This is a genomic window from Pseudomonas sp. FSL W7-0098, assembly GCF_005930585.1.
Classification (GTDB): domain Bacteria; phylum Pseudomonadota; class Gammaproteobacteria; order Pseudomonadales; family Pseudomonadaceae; genus Aquipseudomonas; species Aquipseudomonas bubulae.
Genome location: NZ_RXHW01000003.1, coordinates 64,221 through 81,560, shown reverse-complemented (window position 1 = coordinate 81,560; position 17,340 = coordinate 64,221). Strand labels below are relative to the sequence as shown.

17 protein-coding genes are annotated in these 17,340 nt (G+C 59.7%); 10 read left to right on the top strand and 7 right to left on the bottom strand.

The genetic code is table 11. The features are described 5' to 3' along the window. The first annotated feature begins 26 nt into the window (after positions 1 to 26). Positions 27 to 1,361, top strand: a complete 1,335-nt coding sequence (locus tag FHL07_RS05905; protein WP_095018929.1) for a sensor histidine kinase — start codon at positions 27 to 29, stop codon at positions 1,359 to 1,361. A gap of 184 nt (positions 1,362 to 1,545) precedes the next feature. Here the strand turns inward: FHL07_RS05905 and FHL07_RS05900 are convergent, their stop codons facing one another. Continuing rightward, the gene (locus FHL07_RS05900; protein ID WP_095002646.1) at positions 1,546 to 2,109 is read right to left on the bottom strand and encodes a nitroreductase family protein; all 564 of its coding nucleotides are present in this window, start codon (positions 2,107 to 2,109) and stop codon (positions 1,546 to 1,548) included. 119 nt (positions 2,110 to 2,228) lie between these two features. Between FHL07_RS05900 and FHL07_RS05895 the strand changes: the two genes are divergently transcribed. From FHL07_RS05895 to FHL07_RS05885, 3 genes are all read left to right on the top strand, one after another. Beyond that, positions 2,229 to 3,683, top strand: coding sequence for a TrkH family potassium uptake protein (locus tag FHL07_RS05895; RefSeq protein WP_095002647.1), 1,455 nt, complete (start codon positions 2,229 to 2,231; stop codon positions 3,681 to 3,683). 19 nt (positions 3,684 to 3,702) lie between these two features. Further along, positions 3,703 to 4,461: an AraC family transcriptional regulator gene (locus tag FHL07_RS05890; protein ID WP_095021120.1), complete on the top strand. Its 759-nt coding sequence runs from the start codon at positions 3,703 to 3,705 to the stop codon at positions 4,459 to 4,461. A 77-nt stretch (positions 4,462 to 4,538) separates the two neighbouring features. After that, entirely contained in the window at positions 4,539 to 5,432 is an 894-nt protein-coding gene (locus tag FHL07_RS05885) for a DMT family transporter (protein ID WP_095002649.1), read from the top strand. Here FHL07_RS05885 and FHL07_RS05880 read toward each other — a convergent pair. Continuing rightward, a complete protein-coding gene (locus FHL07_RS05880; protein ID WP_095002712.1) occupies positions 5,426 to 5,713 on the bottom strand; it encodes a SelT/SelW/SelH family protein in 288 nt (95 codons plus the stop codon). The genes FHL07_RS05885 and FHL07_RS05880 overlap by 7 nt on opposite strands. Before the next feature lie 70 nt (positions 5,714 to 5,783). Between FHL07_RS05880 and FHL07_RS05875 the strand changes: the two genes are divergently transcribed. Then, positions 5,784 to 7,967, top strand: coding sequence for a patatin-like phospholipase family protein (locus FHL07_RS05875; protein ID WP_095018931.1), 2,184 nt, complete (start codon positions 5,784 to 5,786; stop codon positions 7,965 to 7,967). Positions 7,968 to 8,088: 121 nt separating this feature from the next. On the opposite strand, the gene FHL07_RS05870 is transcribed toward FHL07_RS05875, so the two are convergent. Next, positions 8,089 to 8,523: a MarR family transcriptional regulator gene (locus FHL07_RS05870; RefSeq protein WP_095002651.1), complete on the bottom strand. Its 435-nt coding sequence runs from the start codon at positions 8,521 to 8,523 to the stop codon at positions 8,089 to 8,091. Positions 8,524 to 8,642: 119 nt separating this feature from the next. Beyond that, a complete protein-coding gene (gene recQ, locus FHL07_RS05865) occupies positions 8,643 to 10,772 on the bottom strand; it encodes a DNA helicase RecQ (protein WP_095002652.1) in 2,130 nt (709 codons plus the stop codon). A gap of 269 nt (positions 10,773 to 11,041) precedes the next feature. On the opposite strand from recQ, the gene FHL07_RS05860 reads away from it, so the two are divergent. After that, positions 11,042 to 11,629, top strand: a complete 588-nt coding sequence (locus tag FHL07_RS05860; RefSeq protein WP_095025660.1) for a UPF0149 family protein — start codon at positions 11,042 to 11,044, stop codon at positions 11,627 to 11,629. Positions 11,630 to 11,636: 7 nt separating this feature from the next. After that, positions 11,637 to 12,035, top strand: a complete 399-nt coding sequence (locus tag FHL07_RS05855; RefSeq protein ID WP_169916488.1) for a YbaN family protein — start codon at positions 11,637 to 11,639, stop codon at positions 12,033 to 12,035. A 94-nt stretch (positions 12,036 to 12,129) separates the two neighbouring features. On the opposite strand, the gene FHL07_RS05850 is transcribed toward FHL07_RS05855, so the two are convergent. Both FHL07_RS05850 and FHL07_RS05845 read right to left on the bottom strand, forming a co-directional pair. Further along, positions 12,130 to 12,735, bottom strand: a complete 606-nt coding sequence (locus tag FHL07_RS05850) for a tRNA-uridine aminocarboxypropyltransferase (protein WP_095002654.1) — start codon at positions 12,733 to 12,735, stop codon at positions 12,130 to 12,132. Positions 12,736 to 12,752: 17 nt separating this feature from the next. Beyond that, a complete protein-coding gene (locus FHL07_RS05845) occupies positions 12,753 to 13,646 on the bottom strand; it encodes a LysR family transcriptional regulator (RefSeq protein WP_095002655.1) in 894 nt (297 codons plus the stop codon). Positions 13,647 to 13,890: 244 nt separating this feature from the next. On the opposite strand from FHL07_RS05845, the gene speB reads away from it, so the two are divergent. The 3 genes from speB to FHL07_RS05830 all read left to right on the top strand — a co-directional run bounded on the left by speB (position 13,891) and on the right by FHL07_RS05830 (position 17,012). Continuing rightward, the gene (gene speB, locus FHL07_RS05840) at positions 13,891 to 14,841 is read left to right on the top strand and encodes an agmatinase (protein ID WP_095002656.1); all 951 of its coding nucleotides are present in this window, start codon (positions 13,891 to 13,893) and stop codon (positions 14,839 to 14,841) included. Positions 14,842 to 14,937: 96 nt separating this feature from the next. Beyond that, entirely contained in the window at positions 14,938 to 16,317 is a 1,380-nt protein-coding gene (locus FHL07_RS05835; protein ID WP_095002657.1) for a sodium:solute symporter, read from the top strand. A 212-nt stretch (positions 16,318 to 16,529) separates the two neighbouring features. Then, positions 16,530 to 17,012 carry a hypothetical protein gene (locus FHL07_RS05830; protein WP_095002658.1) on the top strand — a complete coding sequence of 161 codons (483 nt, stop codon included), beginning with the start codon at positions 16,530 to 16,532 and terminating at the stop codon, positions 17,010 to 17,012. Positions 17,013 to 17,125: 113 nt separating this feature from the next. Here FHL07_RS05830 and FHL07_RS23905 read toward each other — a convergent pair whose 3' ends face one another. Then, positions 17,126 to 17,251, bottom strand: a complete 126-nt coding sequence (locus tag FHL07_RS23905) for a PA1414 family protein (RefSeq protein WP_254924894.1) — start codon at positions 17,249 to 17,251, stop codon at positions 17,126 to 17,128. Between the last annotated feature and the right edge of the window lie 89 nt (positions 17,252 to 17,340).

The following is a 17,340-nucleotide window of genomic DNA, read 5'->3' as shown; positions in this document are numbered from 1 at the left end:
CAATCAATGACTTGTGAGGAATTACCGTGCGATCACTGTTTTGGCGCATTCTGGCCAGCTTCTGGCTGGCGATTGCCCTGGTCGCAGGGTTGTCGATCCTGCTGGGGCATATGCTCAATCAGGACGCATGGATTCTCAGCCGTCATCCCGGGATCGCCAATCTGGCGCAACAGTGGACCGAGCGTTACGAAACTCAGGGCGCCGATGCGGCGCAGGATTTCCTTGAACGGCGCAAGCGCCGTTATCACATCGACGTGCAAGTGCTCAACGAAAGTGGCGACCCGCTGGTACGTGGCACCTTCCCGCGTCGGGCAGCCGCCTGGGAAGCCCGCCAGAATCCGGGCACAGAACAGTTGCCATGGCGTCGTCTGACCGTCGAATACACCAGCCCGAAAACCGCCGAAACCTATTTGCTGATTTACCGCATTCCGCACCCGGAACTGGATGCCTGGCACCGCCAGAGCCTGATCTGGCCCCTGAGCGCACTGGGGATTGCGCTGGTGGTGCTGACGCTGTTCAGCCTGATGGTGACGCTCTCGATTACCCGCCCGCTCAAGCGTCTGCGCGTTGCCGTGCATGACCTTGGGCAAACCACTTACCAACAGAACAGCCTGGCGCAGTTGGCGTCGCGACGTGATGAATTTGGCGTGCTGGCCACCGACTTCAACCGCATGGGTGCCCGCCTGCAAAGCCTGATTGGCAGCCAGCGCCAACTGCTGCGTGATGTGTCCCACGAGCTGCGCTCGCCCCTGGCCCGACTCAAGATCGCTCTGGCCCTGGCTGAACGCGCCGGGCCTGAAGAACGTGAAAAACTGTGGCCACGCCTGACCCGCGAGTGCGACCGGCTGGAATCGTTGATCAGCGAGATTCTGACCCTGGCCCGGGTCGATGCCGATCAGGCCAGCGCCGAGCAGGTCGACCTCAATGCACTGCTCAACACCGTGCAAAAAGACGCCTCGATGCTGGCCCCCGAGCAGCCCGTACTGCTGCAAGCCGAACAGGGGTTGGGCCTCAACGGCTGGCCAACGATGATCGAGCGCGCCGTGGATAACCTGTTGCGCAACGCGCAGCGCTTCAACCCGCCTGGCCAGCCGATTGAACTGAGCGCGGAGCGCGAAGGCGAACACATCACCATCAAGGTTCGCGACCATGGCCCGGGGGTCGCTGAAGAGTACCTGGCGCAATTGGGTGAGCCGTTTTTCCGCGCACCGGGCCAGACAGCGGCCGGCCACGGGCTGGGATTGGCCATTGCGCGACGGGCGGCGGAACGCCATGGCGGGCGGCTGATGCTGGGCAATCACCCGGATGGCGGATTTGTTGCCACCCTGGAGTTACCGCTGAAACCGGACGGTAACCTGTAAAGGTTTCGCAGCAATTTGATCGCGTAGCAGCTGCCGAAGGAACGAGGCTGCGTCCGATTGCAAAGCAATCGTAAAATCAGAATCCGCGGTTTAACTGAATAATCGCGTGCGCTGATTTTGCGGTGGCTACACCGCCGAACGCAGCCTCGTTCCTTCGGCAGCTGCTACGGATATTGCTACAGGGCTACTTAACCGACCACGCCTGCACAAACTCGGCGCTGTCCACCTTGGGCGCAACGCGCAACTCGTTCTGCGGCGTGCCCAAATACAGGAACGCCACCACTTCCTCGCCCTCACCCAGCCCCAAACCCTTGGCCACATGCGGTGCATACGACAACTCGCCGGTGCGCCATACCGCGCCAATGCCCTGGGCATAAGCTGCCAGCTCAATGGCATGGGCCGCACAGCCCGCGGTAATCAGCTGTTCAGCCTTCGGCACCTTGAAGTGATCCTGCAAACGGGCAATCACTACCACCACCAAAGGGGCGCGCAAAGGCATGGCGCGAGCCTTGTCCAGGGCGGCCTGGGTCACTTCGCCACCTTGGGCCAGCACGGCCTCGGCGAGGATTTCACCCAGTTGATTGCGCGCAGCGCCTTCAACCGTCAAAAACCGGTAAGGACGCAACTGACCGTGGTCCGGCGCACGCAAGGCGGCGGCGAAAAGTACTTCACGTTGCTCAGCCGTTGGCGCCGGATCGAGCAGGCGCGGGGCAGAAACACGGTTGAGCAAAGCGTCGAGAGCCTCCATTGGCCACCTCCTGAAGAAAATGTGCAGCTATTCTAACGGTATCTCCCGAAGGCTTGGCGGTTTACATAGCCCGGACCACAGGTAGAATGGCGCCCCTCTTTCATCCCCGAGCTGACTTCATGGCGTTGCCGACATTACGCATCATCGGTTTCATTATCGGCATCTTCCTGATTACGCTCGCGATCAGCATGGCCGTGCCCATGCTGACCCTGGTGATTTACGACCACCTGGGCGACTTGCCATCCTTTTTGTGGGCCAGCCTGATTACCTTCATTGCCGGCCTGGCGCTGGTCATACCGGGCCGCCCCGAGCAGGTGCATCTGCGCCCCCGGGACATGTATCTGCTGACTGTGTCCAGCTGGGTGGTGGTGTGCATCTTCGCCGCACTGCCGTTTTTGCTGACGCAGCACATCAGCTATACCGATTCTTTTTTTGAAAGCATGTCCGGCATTACCGCCACCGGCTCCACCGTGCTGAGCGGCCTGGACACCATGTCCCCCGGCATTCTGATGTGGCGCTCGATGCTGCACTGGCTGGGCGGCATCGGCTTTATCGGTATGGCGGTAGCCATCTTGCCCCTGCTGCGCATCGGTGGCATGCGCCTGTTCCAGACCGAGTCCTCTGACCGCTCCGAAAAGGTCATGCCGCGCTCGCACATGGTGGCCCGCCTGATTGTCGCCACTTACGTCGGCATCACCATTCTGGGCAGCCTGGCATTCTGGTGGGCGGGCATGAGCGTGTTTGATGCGATCAACCACGCCATGTCGGCCATTTCCACCGGTGGTTTTTCGACCTCCGACCAGTCACTGGCCAAGTGGTCGCAACCGGCGGTGCACTGGGTCGCCATTGCCGTGATGATCATGGGTAGCTTGCCGTTTACCTTGTATGTGGCCACCCTGCGCGGTCATCGCAAGGCCCTGATCAAGGATCAGCAGGTACAAGGCTTGCTCGGCTTGCTGGTCGTGACCTGGTTCGTGCTCAGCATCTGGTTGTGGTGGACTACCAACATGCCGTGGTGGGACGCCTTCCGCCATGTCGCGCTCAACGTGACCTCGGTAGTAACGACCACGGGCTTTGCTCTGGGTGACTACAGCCTGTGGGGCAATTTCTCGCTGATGCTGTTCTTCTACCTGGGCTTTATCGGCGGTTGCTCGGGCTCGACTGCAGGCGGGATCAAGATTTTCCGCTTTCAGGTCGCCTATATCCTGCTCAAGGCCAACCTTAATCAACTGATCCACCCTCGAGCGGTGATCAAGCAGAAGTACAACGGCCACCGCCTCGACGAAGAAATCGTACGCTCGATCCTGACCTTTTCGTTTTTCTTCGCCATCACCATCTGCGTGATCGCGCTGGCCCTGTCGCTGCTGGGACTGGACTGGATGACCGCCCTGACCGGCGCCGCCAGCACGGTGTCGGGCGTAGGGCCAGGGCTGGGCGAGATCATCGGGCCGTCCGGCAACTTCGCCAGCCTGCCGGATGCGGCCAAATGGATTTTGTCGTTGGGCATGTTGCTTGGGCGACTGGAGATCATTACCGTGTTTGTATTGTGCATTCCGGCATTTTGGCGGCACTGATCCACAGAAGAGACCTGTCATGGACCAAATCCTGTCACTGCGCCATTACCGCCACGACCTGATTGCCCATAGCCATGAACATGCGCAGGTGGTGATCAGCTTGTCGGGCAAGCTGGATTTCGAAGTCGAGGGCCGGCCCAGCCTGCTGCGCCAGCAACAGCTGATGGTCGTGCCTGCGGGCGCCCACCACACCTGTGGCAGCTCGCAAGGCAGCCACTGCCTGGTGCTGGACGTGCCTGGTGACAACTGGCTGGGCCAGTCCCTGGGTGGGCACGCCGATGCCAGCCGCCGATTGCTCGACAACCCCGCACAGCTGCCTCTCGACCCGAAACAGCATCAACTGGTCGACTGGCTCGCCACCAGCCCGATAAACGACCCGTTGATTGCCCGCCAGGGTGCGATTCTGCTGCTCGCCAGCCTGGCTAACCTTGCCGGCGAACGGGCGCAACCCAAACGCCTGCCCTACGCGGCCATGGATGCCTATATTGAGCAGAATACTGCCTACCCGTTACAGGTTGCGGATCTGGCTCAAATTGCAGGCTTGTCCTGCGCCCGCTTGCACAGCCGCTTTGCCAGCGAGTGCGGGCAAACGCCAATGGACTACATCCGCCAGCGACGCCTGCGCAGTGCCCTGACGCTGCTGCGCCAAAGCGCCCTGGCCATAGGCGAAATAGCCAGCCGCGTTGGCTACAACTCGCAAAGCGCGTTCGCCGCCGCCATGCTGCGCGAATTCGGCGCCTCGCCTTCGGTGCTGAGACGCGAGTCTGGCGACAACTGACGCCAGTGTCGCGACAGACAGCTCCCTGCCCTGCCCCGTAGACTGCACGCCTTGCCTGTATTGAACCAAGGATTGCAATGACTCCGCGTACTGCCCTGGGCGCCCTGCATATCGGCGCTTTGATGTTTGGCCTGACTGGCGTGTTCGGCAAACTTGCCGCTGCATCGGCTTCGATCATCGTATTTGGCCGCGCCGCTTTCGCAGTGCTGGCATTGCTGTGCTTCACCGCGCTGGCCAAACGCAGCGCCTGGTACCGACTGACCCTGCGCGACGCCCGCAGTTTGCTGCTGAGCGGTGTGCTGCTGGCCGGGCACTGGATAAGCTTTTTTGTCTCGGTAAAAATCGCCGGGGTCGCGATTGCAACCCTGGGCTTTGCCAGTTTCCCGGCGTTCACGGTGATTCTGGAAGGACTGATTTTTCGCGAACGCATTCGTCCCAACGAAATAGTTCTGGTGGCGCTGGTCAGCATCGGGCTGATCCTGGTCACGCCAAGCTTTGACCTGGCCAGCCAGGCCACCGAAGGGCTGCTGTGGGCCGTCGCTTCCGGGTTGCTGTTTTCACTGCTGTCGCTGAACAACCGCGCCAACTCGGGGCGGATGCCCGCCGTGCAGGCCGCCATGTGGCAAAACGCGGTGGTCGCGTTGTGCCTGCTGCCCTTTGCCGGCCCGGGATTGAGCGAAGTCCGCCCGCTGGACTGGCTATGGATCGGTCTGCTCGGGGTGTTTTGCACCGGCGTGGCACACAGCCTGTTCGTCGCCAGCCTGGCAGTAATCAAGGCGCGCACTGCCGCCGTGGTCTTTGCCATGGAACCGGTCTATGGCATCACCCTGGCATGGTTGCTGTTCCACGAAACACCCTCGCTGCGCATGTTGCTGGGCGGTGTACTGATAATCGTCGCCATCGTGGTGTCGAGCCGCATGCGCAGCGGCCCCGCACCAGATAAGGCAGGGCTGGACGCCGCCGCTCACTGAGCCCGGTCGTTGTGCCCCAGGTCGCGCTGCGGGTCAATTTGGTCACGCACTCGCTGCTTGAGCACCTTGGCTTCGGGAAAGCCGCCGTCAGCCTTGCGTTCCCAGATCTGCACACCGTCGCAGGTGATGCGAAACACCCCACCGGTGCCAGGCTCCAGCACGACCCGGCCCAGGTCTTCGGCAAAGGTGCTGAGCAACTCTTGAGCCAGCCAGGCGGCACGCAGCAGCCACTGGCATTGGGTGCAGTAGGTAATGACAATTTCGGGTTTATTGATCGACATGATTTCAAAGGCTCTTGAAAGGAAGGCGCCGCTATAATAGCCGCCTTTCTCGCTTGCCCAGAGACTCATGATGCGCCGCCTGCTCTGTTGTTTGTTCCTGTGTCTTTGCCCTTTGGTGCTGTTTGCCGCCGAAGCCGCCAAACCCAAAGTCGGCCTTGTGCTGTCCGGCGGCGCGGCCCGTGGCCTGGCCCACGTTGGCGTATTAAAGGCCCTGGAAGAACAGGGCATTCATATCGATGCCATCGCGGGCACCAGCATGGGCGCAGTGATTGGCGGTCTGTATGCCTCCGGCTACAAAATCGATGAGCTGGAAAAACTCGCGCTGAGCATCGACTGGCAAGAGGCCCTGTCCGATGCGCCGGAGCGCGAAGACATACCTTTTCGGCGCAAGCAGGATGACCGCGACTTTCTGGTCAAGCAACAACTCAGTTTCCGCGACGATGGCAGCCTGGGCCTGCCATTGGGCGTGATTCAGGGCCAGAACCTGGCATTGCTGCTCGAAAGCCTGCTGGCCCACAGCAGTGATGTGCGCGACTTCGACAAACTGCCAATCCCGTTCCGCGCCGTGGCCACTGATATCGTCAATGGCGAAAAAGTGGTGTTTCGCAAAGGGCATCTGCCCCAGGTGATCCGCGCCAGCATGTCAATCCCGGCGGTATTCGCCCCGGTCGAGATCAACGGCCAGCTGTTGGTCGATGGCGGCATGGTCGACAATATCCCGGTGGATGTGGCCCGGGAGATGGGCGTGGACATGGTCATTGTGGTGGATATCGGCACCCCGTTGCGGGGGCGCAAACAACTCAACACCGTGTTCGACATCCTCAACCAGTCGATCACCCTGATGACCCGAAGCAATTCAGAAGTGCAGCTGGCATCATTGAAGCCTGACGATATTTTGATTCAGCCCGCCCTGGCCAGCTATGGCGCCACTGATTTTGGCCGCTCACTTGACATCATCAATGCAGGCTACAGGGCCACGCAGGTGCTTGAGAAACGCCTCGCCAGCCTGCGTCAACCTACGGACGTGCAACTGGCTGAAGCCCGCACCCCCGAAGAACGCACTCCGGTGATTACCGCGATCAAGATCGAAAACGACTCGAAAATCGGCGATTCGGTAATCCGCTACTATATTCGCCAGCCCATCGGCGAGCCCCTGGACCTGGGCCGCCTGCAACGTGACATGGGCACGTTGTACGGGCTCGATTACTTCGACCAGGTGCAATACCGCGTGGTGCACAAGGGCAAGGAGCGCACCCTGGTCATCAGCGCCAAAGGCAAGCGCAGCGGTACTGACTACCTGCGCCTGGGGCTGAACCTGTCGGACGACATGCGCGGTGACAGCGCCTTCAATATTGGTGCCAGCTACCGAGTGAACGGCATCAACCGGCTGGGTGCCGAATGGCTGACGCGGGTGCAGATTGGCGACAAGCAAGAGCTGTACAGCGAATTTTACCAGCCCCTGGATGCCGGCTCGCGCTACTTTGTCGCCCCCTATATCCGCGCCCAGTCACAAAACGTGGAAATCATCGACGAGAACGACCCTATTGCCGAGTACCGGCTGGAGCGCTATGGCTTTGGTCTTAACTTTGGTCGCCAAATCGGTAACAGCGGTGAAATTCGCCTGGGCATCGGTGAGGCATGGGGCAAGGCTGACGTACGCATCGGTGAGCGCGACATGCCGAGCCTCAACTTCAAAGAGGGATCCTATGATTTGAAGTACTCATTCGACTCACTGGATAACGTGTACTTCCCCCATTCAGGAGAAGACATCAGCCTGAGCCTGCGCCAGTTCGACCCGAGCCTTGGCTCGGATGAGCGCTATCGACAGTGGGAATTCAAACTGGACAAAGCCATGAGTTCAGGCCCCAATACCTGGATATTGGGCGGGCGTTACGGACGTACTCTGGACAAGACTGAAATTGTCACCTCGAGCTTCTTGCTCGGCGGGGCACGACAACTCTCGGGTTTCAGGGAAGATGCGATTTCGGCGCAGAATATAAGCCTGATGCGCGCCGTTTATTATCGTCGCCTCACGCCCCGCTCGTATTTGCCGTTTGATTTTCCGTTGTATGCCGGCGCTTCTCTGGAGCGCGGACGGGCCTGGAACAACGACAACGAGTACAACAGCGGCTATATCAATGCGGCGAGCATTTTTATCGGCTTTGACACGCCGCTGGGTCCGCTGAACTTCAGCTACGGCTTCAACGATGATGACCAGAAAGCGCTGTATCTGAACCTGGGGCAGACGTTCTGACGGCTGAAAACAGACTACTGTGGGAGCGAGCCTGCTCGCGATGCTGGCAGCGTGGTCTTTTAGACAGGCCGCAGTGATGCCATCGCGAGCAGGCTCGCTCCCACAACAGGGATGTGTGAGATCAGTTCTTTTCGAGGTTATCCAGAATCCGCTTGTGCACACGCAGGCAAATGCGCGCTTCTTCTTCATCAATACCCACGAACAGCTCCTGACGCAACGCCGTGGCAATGGCTTCGATCTGTTCGATCAGCGGGCGGGCAGAATCACTCAAGACGATTTTTTTCGCACGGCGGTCTTCAACCACCGCGTGACGCTGCACCAGCCCCTGCGCCTCGAGGCTGTCAAGCAGACGAGCCAGTGTCGGACCTTCAACGCCAACGCTCTGGGCCAGCTCGCGCTGCGTGGGCGCCTCGTCAAAACGGGCCAGATGCAAAAGCACCAGCCAGCGTGCCTGGGACAGGCCCAGGCCAGCGAGACGACGATCCAGCTCGGCACGCCAACCACGGGACATTTGGGCCAGTTGCATACCAAAACGGTGTTGATCGGTTAACGGCATAAAAAACTCAATGTTTAGACTGAAAATAGAGTGAAACTAATTATTAGTCAGCTAAGCATGCCGTTTGCTCATAGGCAAGGCCTATAAGTCAATCAATCGTTACATAATCCCCGTAATAGCTAGATTTCAAACTCCGATTGCAGGGCTGCACGCACGCAATACAGCACGCCCTCAGGTACCCGCCCCTTGAACTGCTCGGCGATGCTGGCCACACTCGGCAGCTCGCCTTCACCATCGAGGAATGCATCCTGCACTTCCTCCATCAGCTCTTCAGGCAAGTCCAGTGCCTGCTCCAGCGACAGCTCCTGACGACCTATGGCTTCGGCCAGCATGGTGTAAACGTTCTTTTCCGAGCACTGCAATTGCCCGCTGATCTGCAGCGGAGTCATGCCGGCGCGGGCCAGGCTGATCAATTCGTGGCGGATATCGGCCACCACCTTCGGTGTTTCGCCCTGCCCGCCCAGCACTTCGAGGAATGCCTCGCCATAACGCTCCAGCTTGCGTGCACCGACGCCGCTGACCCTGGCCATCTCGGACATCGAGGTGGGCTGGCTGCGCAGCATTTCGAGCAGCGTGGAGTCGGGGAAGATGACATAGGGCGGTACGCCGTGCTCCTCGGCCAGTTTGCGCCGCAGGGCACGCAGGGCTTCCCACTGTTCGCGCTCTTCGCCACGCACCAGCTGGCTGGCCGGGCTGGCAGAGCTGCTCTTGACCGAGGTTTGCGGCTTGAGCTCGCGACGCAGCTCCAGGGTCACTTCGCCACGCAGCAACGGCCGGCAGCTGTCGCTCAGGCGCAGGCCGCCGTAGCCTTCAATATCGATGTCAGCCAGACCACGGGCCACCAGCTGGCGGAAAAGCGTGCGCCACTCGCCTTCGGCGCGGGCTTTGCCCACACCAAAAACAGACAGATGTTGATGGCCAAAGCTGCGGACTTTTTCGTTTTCGCGACCCAGCAACACGTCGATCAAGTGTCCGGTACCATAACGTTGGCCCGTGCGATAAATCGCTGACAGCGCCTGACGCGCTGGCTCGGTGGCATCCCAGGTCTGCACGCCGTCCACGCAGTTGTCGCAATGCCCGCAGGGTTGTGGCATTTCTTCATCAAAGTAAGCGAGCAGGGTCTGACGGCGGCAGCGGGTTTCTTCGCACAGCGACAGCATGGCGTCGAGTTTGTGGTGCTCCAGACGCTTGTGTCGCTCGTCGCCTTCGGAGTTTTGCAGCATCTGCTTGAGCATCACCACGTCTTGCAGGCCGTAGGCCATCCAGGCATCCGCCGGCAGACCATCACGGCCTGCGCGGCCGGTTTCCTGGTAATACGCCTCTAGCGACTTGGGCAAGTCCAGATGCGCAACGAAACGCACGTTGGACTTGTCGATGCCCATACCGAACGCAATGGTGGCTACCATGATCAGCCCTTCCTCGTTGAGGAAGCGCTTCTGGTTGGCAGCCCGGGTGTCGCTGGGCAAGCCGGCGTGATACGGCAAGGCCGGGAACCCCTGATCGCAGAGGAACTGCGCGACTTCATCGACTTTTTTACGGGACAGGCAGTAGACGATGCCCGCATCGCTGCGACGCTCCGACAAGAACGCCAGCAACTGCTTGCGCGGCTGCTCTTTGGGCACGATGCGATAGAAAATATTGGGACGGTCGAAGCTCGACAAAAAGCGTTCGGCATTCTGCAAATGCAGGCGAGTGACGATCTCTTCGCGGGTGCGCTTGTCGGCCGTGGCCGTCAGGGCAATTCGCGGCACATTGGGAAACACTTCAGCCAGTTGGCCCAGCTGCAGGTATTCAGGGCGGAAGTCGTGACCCCATTGCGATACGCAGTGAGCTTCGTCGATGGCAAACAAGGCGATGTCCAGGCTCTGCAAAAACGCCATCATGCGCGGCTGCACCAGACGCTCCGGCGCAAGATAGAGCATCTTGACTTCGCCGCGCTTGATACGGTTGGCCAGCTCGCGCTGCTGCTCGGCACTCAGGGTCGAATTCAAGGACGCCGCGGCCACCCCGAGTTCCTCAAGGGTCGCGACCTGGTCGTCCATCAAGGCAATCAGCGGCGATACCACCACGGCCAGGCCATCGCGCAGCAAGGCCGGCACCTGGAAGCACAGGGACTTGCCGCCGCCGGTGGGCATCAGCACCAGGGCGTCGCCACCATTGGCCACGCGCTCAATAATGTCACCCTGGCGGCCACGGAAACTGTCGTAGCCGAAGATGTCTTTGAGTACGCGTTGAGCCTGTTCGAGCATAGAAACTCCAGAAATCGCCGAAACACCCCTGCGCCAGCACGATCCGCTACGCCCGCAAGCCTCTAAAAGGCTCGGACCCAGGCCACCGGTACGCGACATTTAACGCAGGGCATCACAAAACGCGGCAGTATACCCGAGCACTCCCCCGCTGCGGGGGGTGTAATTGCAACACCGATAACCGGGAACTGATGGCAAATGTGCCCTGCGACTGGCTTGGAAGCTCAAGAAAGCCTAGAATTCACTATCGTTTATTTACTAGGTAACACTTAATGTCCTTCGCTGAGCAACTAACCCGCCTGCAAGCCTTCCTCGACGCCGACGAGCTGCATGACGAGGCGCTGGACTACGTGGCCACCCACGGCTATCTGACTGCCCTGTCCATCTGTTCCGAGGAAGTGCCAGAGCGCGAATGGATCGACGCGATCTTCTCCGAAGCCCCGCACTACAAGGACGACGCCCAGCGCACCGAAATCGAAGGCACGCTGATCCAGCTCAAGGCTCACATCGCCCGTCAACTGGCGTCCGATGAAGAGTTCGAACTGCCATGCGACCTGGATCTGGGCGACGAGCCGGATGATTCCGACCTGCGCGGCTGGTGTGTAGGCTTTATGGAAGGCGTATTCATGCGCGAAGCCGCCTGGTTCGAAACCGCCGAAGAAGAAGTCAGCGAAATGCTGCTGCCAATCATGGTGGGCTCGGGCCTGTTCGATGATCAGCCAGAATTCGAAGACATCGCCAAAGATGCCAACCTGATGGACGACATGATCGTTCAGATTCCGGAAGCGCTGACCGCCCTGTACCTGCTGTGCCAGGCGCCAGACGAAAAGCCGGCGATCCTCAAACCGCGCCACCACTGATCCTTTAGTGGTTCAGCCCCCACTCGGCAACCGCCCGCGGTTGCTGCGCTACGCTTTGTTTGCCATCGGCTGGCTGAGCGTAGCCCTGGGGGTGATCGGCATATTTCTGCCGGTACTGCCTACAACCCCCTTTCTGCTATTGGCTGCCGCATGCTTTGCGCGCAGTTCGCCGCGTTTTTATCAATGGCTGGTCGAGCACCCACGGCTCGGGCCATGGATCCGCGACTACCTGGACGGTAATGGCATCCCGCTCAAGGGCAAGGTCTACGCCATTGGCCTGATGTGGCTGAGCATTGGCCTGTCCTGCTACCTGGTACCCTTGCCATGGGCCCGGGGCTTTATGCTGACCAGTGCCGTGCTGGTGAGCATCTACATCCTGCGACAAAAAACCCTCGAAAAACCCTGAAACCCTGTGGGAGCGGGCTTGCTCGCGATCGCCCCAACTCGGTTTCCCTGACATACCCCGCAACCTGCATCGCGAGCAAGCCCGCGCCCACAGATTACGACTTGTGCCCGTGATTTTTCAGATAGGTATCGGCGCCCATCGCTTCGATCTGGCCTTCAATCAGCGCCTCGAACGGGCGCAGCAACGGCGTGAACGAGGTGGCCGGCTCCAGAATTTCCAGCGCCTGCACAATCGCTTCCAAAGTAGACAGGGCACCCGGCCCCGGCGCCTTGCGCAACCGGTAACGTGACACAGCGCCCTCGGGCAACGTCACCCGCGGCAATTGCGCCAGCAGCGGATTAAGGTGCAGCAACTTGCGCGCTTTGCGCCAGGTGCCATCGGGTACCACCAACAGCAACGGCAGGTCTTGCTCGCCGACAACATCGGCCACGATCAGTTGCGCATCGTCACCGGGGAACAATAACCGCGCCCGATACCCCGGCGGGTTGAGCAAGGTTGCCAAATCTTCGAACACCTCGCCAACCACCAATTGTGCGTTGGTCAGCCCCAAGGCTGCCAGTCGGGCGGTGTTCAGTGCGTGATTGACCTCACTGGGGTGCTGCAACAGCAACACGCGGGTACGGCTTGCCAGTTGTGGAATAAGTTCGCACAGGCAGTGGGACTGCGGGCGCATACAGCGCGGGCATTGGGCTCGGGACATAGAGTAAACGGGCTCGTTCAAGGTTTATGAAGCTGGGCTTTGAGCAGGTCGCGAAACGTCTGGATCAAGGGTTCGCGGCTGCGACCACGGCGCACGATCATCGAGAACGGCGCCTGATAGCCAAAGGTCGCGGGGAGCAGCACGCGCAGGTCACCCTTCTCCACCCAGGGCTCGGCATAGTGTTCGGGCAGGTAACCGATGTAGGCGCCCGAGAGCACCAGAATCAGCTGTGCCTCCATGCTGTCCACCGTCGCGGCGCTGTGCTTGAAGCCGTGGCGCGCCAGTTCAGCCTGGCTCCAGTAGCCGCGCCCGACCATCCGCTGCTGGGTAATCACCGGCCCGGGGATACGCCGTTCACTGAACAGAGGGTGTCGCGTGCTGCAGTACAGCCAGTGCTGCTCGCGGTACAACGGCTGGTAGACCAGCCCGCTCATGCGCGTGGAAAACGCTCCGATGGCCAGGTCCAGGCGATTGTCCTGAACCCCGAGCTGCAATTCATACGGGCTCATCACCGATAAATGCAGGTGCACCGCTGGATGCTCCTGGCTATAGGCACCAATGGCCTCGGCAAAGGGCAAGGCCTTGTCGTTGACCGTCGAGTCGATCACACCCAGGTTCAGGGTACCGCGCAACTCACCCTTGAGCGCTGCCGCGTATTGCTCGAAACCTTCCAGTTCGCCCAGCAGGCGCAGGGTTTCCTGATGGAACAACTCGCCCTTGCTGGTCAGGCTGAACCCGCCACGACCGCGATGGCACAGCACCAGCCCCAGATTGGTTTCAAGCTGGCTCATATAAGTGCTGATGGCAGACGTCGAGAGGTTGAGCGCCTGCTGGGCATTGGCGAACCCCTGGTGCCTGACCACGCTGGCAAAAATTCGCAATAGTTTCAGATCGGGTAAAGCGTTGGCCATCAGTAACTCACTTTCCACCGTGGGAGCGGGCTTGCCCGCGATACAGGCGCCCGGGTTTCAGCCTGCTCTGTGGTGATGCATTCGCGAGCAAGCCCGCCCCCACAGGCAATGATGAATGATCAAAGTCTACCGCTATCAGTTTAGAAAAACCTGAACTAAGTATTTGTTCGCAGCGATTCTTCCCGCCTCGTACCTTTCGCAGAATCGAGCGCCATAACTCCTACAAAACGACGAGGCCTTACCCGTGGACAAAATTCTTCATCAACCACTGGGCGGTAATGAAATGCCGCGCTTCGCCGGCATCGCCACCATGATGCGCCTGCCCCACCTGCAATCGGCCGCCGGCCTTGACGCTGCTTTTGTCGGTGTGCCCCTGGATATCGGCACTTCGCTGCGCGCCGGCACCCGCTTCGGCCCCCGCGAAATCCGCGCCGAATCGGTAATGATCCGCCCGTACAACATGGCCACCGGCGCCGCCCCCTTTGATTCATTGTCGGTTGCCGATATCGGCGATGTGGCGATCAACACCTTCAACCTGCTGGACGCCGTGCGCATCATCGAAGAAGCCTACGACGAAATCCTTGAACACGATGTCATCCCCATGACCCTGGGCGGTGATCACACCATCACCCTGCCCATCCTGCGGGCCATCCATAAAAAGCACGGCAAGGTTGGCCTGGTGCATATCGATGCCCATGCCGATGTAAACGATCACATGTTTGGCGAGAAAATCGCCCACGGCACCACCTTCCGCCGCGCCGTGGAAGAAGGTCTGCTGGACTGTGACCGCGTGGTGCAGATCGGCCTGCGTGCCCAGGGCTATACCGCTGAGGACTTCAACTGGAGCCGCAAACAAGGGTTCCGCGTGGTGCAGGCCGAAGAGTGCTGGCATAAATCCCTGACGCCATTGATGGCCGAAGTGCGCGAGAAAGTCGGTAACGGCCCGGTGTACCTGAGCTTTGATATCGACGGCATCGACCCGGCCTGGGCGCCGGGCACCGGCACCCCGGAAATCGGCGGCCTGACCACCATCCAGGCAATGGAGGTGATCCGCGGTTGCCAGGGCCTCGACCTGGTCGGCTGCGATCTGGTAGAAGTCTCGCCGCCGTACGACACCACCGGCAACACTTCATTACTGGGCGCCAACCTGCTCTACGAAATGCTCTGCGTGCTGCCCGGCGTAGTACATCGATAAGGACATCTCTGCGGTGCCAGCAAGCCTTCCGCTTATGGCACCAAGCCACCGTGCTTTAGCTGCATCCATAAAAAAAATAATCGGAGATTCGCCATCATGGCTCTAGATCTACTGGTCGTCCTTATCTACGCAGCGGCAATGCTGGTGCTCGGTTACTACGGCATGCGCAAGGCCAAAACCCACGAAGACTATCTGGTTGCCGGACGAAATCTGGGGCCCACGCTGTATATGGGCACGATGGCCGCCACCGTTTTGGGCGGTGCCTCTACCGTCGGCACCGTGCGCCTGGGCTATGTACACGGGATTTCCGGCTTCTGGCTATGTGCCGCTCTGGGTTGCGGGATCATCGCGCTGAACCTGTTTTTGGCCAAGCCGCTGCTCAAACTGAAAATTTTTACCGTCACCCAGGTGCTGGAAAAACGCTACAACCCGATGGCCCGCCAGGCCAGTGCAGTGATCATGCTGGCCTACGCACTGATGATCGGTGTGACCTCAATCCTGGCCATCGGCACCGTTCTGGAAGTGCTGTTCGGCCTGCCTTTCTGGATCTCGGTATTGATCGGTGGTGGCGTGGTGGTGATCTACTCCACCGTGGGCGGCATGTGGTCGCTGACCCTGACCGACATCGTCCAGTTCGTGATCAAGACGGTCGGCCTGATGTTCGTGCTGCTGCCCATCTGCCTGTACCGCGTCGGCGGCTGGGACGAACTGGTGAGCAAGTTGCCAGCCTCGAACTTCAGTTTCACCAGCATCGGCTGGGACACGATCATCACCTACTTCATGATTTATTTTTTCGGCATCCTGATCGGCCAGGACATCTGGCAACGGGTGTTCACCGCCAAAACTGCCAAAGTGGCCAAGTATGCCGGCACATTCGCCGGGTTCTACTGCATCCTCTATGGCCTGACCTGTGCACTGATCGGCATGGCCGCACACGTGCTGATTCCCGATCTGGATAACGTCAACAACGCCTTTGCCGCCATCGTCAAAGTGTCGCTGCCAGACGGTATTCGCGGGTTGGTGATTGCAGCAGCACTGGCGGCCATGATGTCCACCGCCAGCGCCGGTTTGCTGGCAGCCTCCACCGTACTGACCGAAGACCTGTTGCCAAGGCTGCGCGGCGGCAAGCAGTCGAGCCTGCGGATCAACCGCCTGTTTACCCTGCTGACGGGCATTGCCGTACTGGGTATCGCGCTGGTGGTGTCTGATGTGATCAGCGCCCTGACCCTGGCCTACAACCTGCTGGTGGGCGGCATGCTGGTGCCATTGATCGGCGCGATTTTCTGGAAACGCGCCACTACAGCGGGCGCCATCTCCAGCATGAGCCTGGGTTTTATCACCGCATTGATATTCATGATCAAGGACGGCCTGGACGCCAACACCCCGATCTACTACAGCCTGGCCGTGGCACTGGCAAGCTTTGTGCTGGTCAGCCTGATAGATCGGCGCCCTGTGGCGGTGGCCAGCGTCGCCTGAGAAGGTCTTTCTTGAGCGGGTCCGACGTTCCTGTTCGTACCCGTTTTTCTGCCGATCTCATTTCATACAACCGCAAACACCAATACCCCGCTCACGCAGCGCCTTGTCGCTGCCAGCCCATTAGTCAGTCCAACTACGCTTGAAAAGCGGCTACAGGGGATGTAGCCGCTCAACTTCAAACTACCTGTGATTGATTAAATGGACTTAACACCATGACCCACTTCAAGACGTACCTGGCTATTGCCGTGGTGGCCACCACCACGATGCTCACCGGCATGAATGCTCAAGCCGATGTCACCACACTGACATTCGAGATCATCAACAACACCTCCGGGCCGCTCAAACTCAATCGTTCAAACTGGAACCTGTCGCTGGTCGAACCTGGCTACTTTGATGTCGATCCGTTAAGCGAGCATTCGATTGCAGTCAGCTATAAAACCAGCTTCGGCTACCCGCGCAAAACCCCTGCGATACTTCGCGAAGTCTTTTCATACGCCAATGGCAATCGGGAATGCACCTTTAACACAGCACTGCGGGTTACCCAGTCATTTGGCGTATTCAAACCCACACTGAGCTCTACACGATCTGCCAGTGCAACCTCGACGGGTATGGATGATGCGAAATGTGAAGCGCGAATAACGGAGAAAACAGACCAGGCGCCGCTAAACTACAGCGTGCGTTTTACCATGGGCTGACAAGCCCTGATGGATGGGGGCAGTTCACACTGCCCTTGTGTTGCCTGCAGCCCTTCACCCCTCTCACCGGCAATCACCGGGAGCCGTGAACAGCACGCGACGCAAACGCAACTTTAGCGGCGACGTTGCGGACGACGACGCGGATCCTCGACAGGGATAGGCACAGGTTGCATTGGCGGCTCGATCAGGCCGAGGGCCACGCCCAGGTCATGGAGCCAGGTTTGCAGTTTGTCTTTCATATATCCCCCTTGGGGTCACTCGAGCGACGGGAATTCAGTGGTCGCTTCGTACAGATAATAGTCCTAAGTACTACAAGATGCTTGCTTAA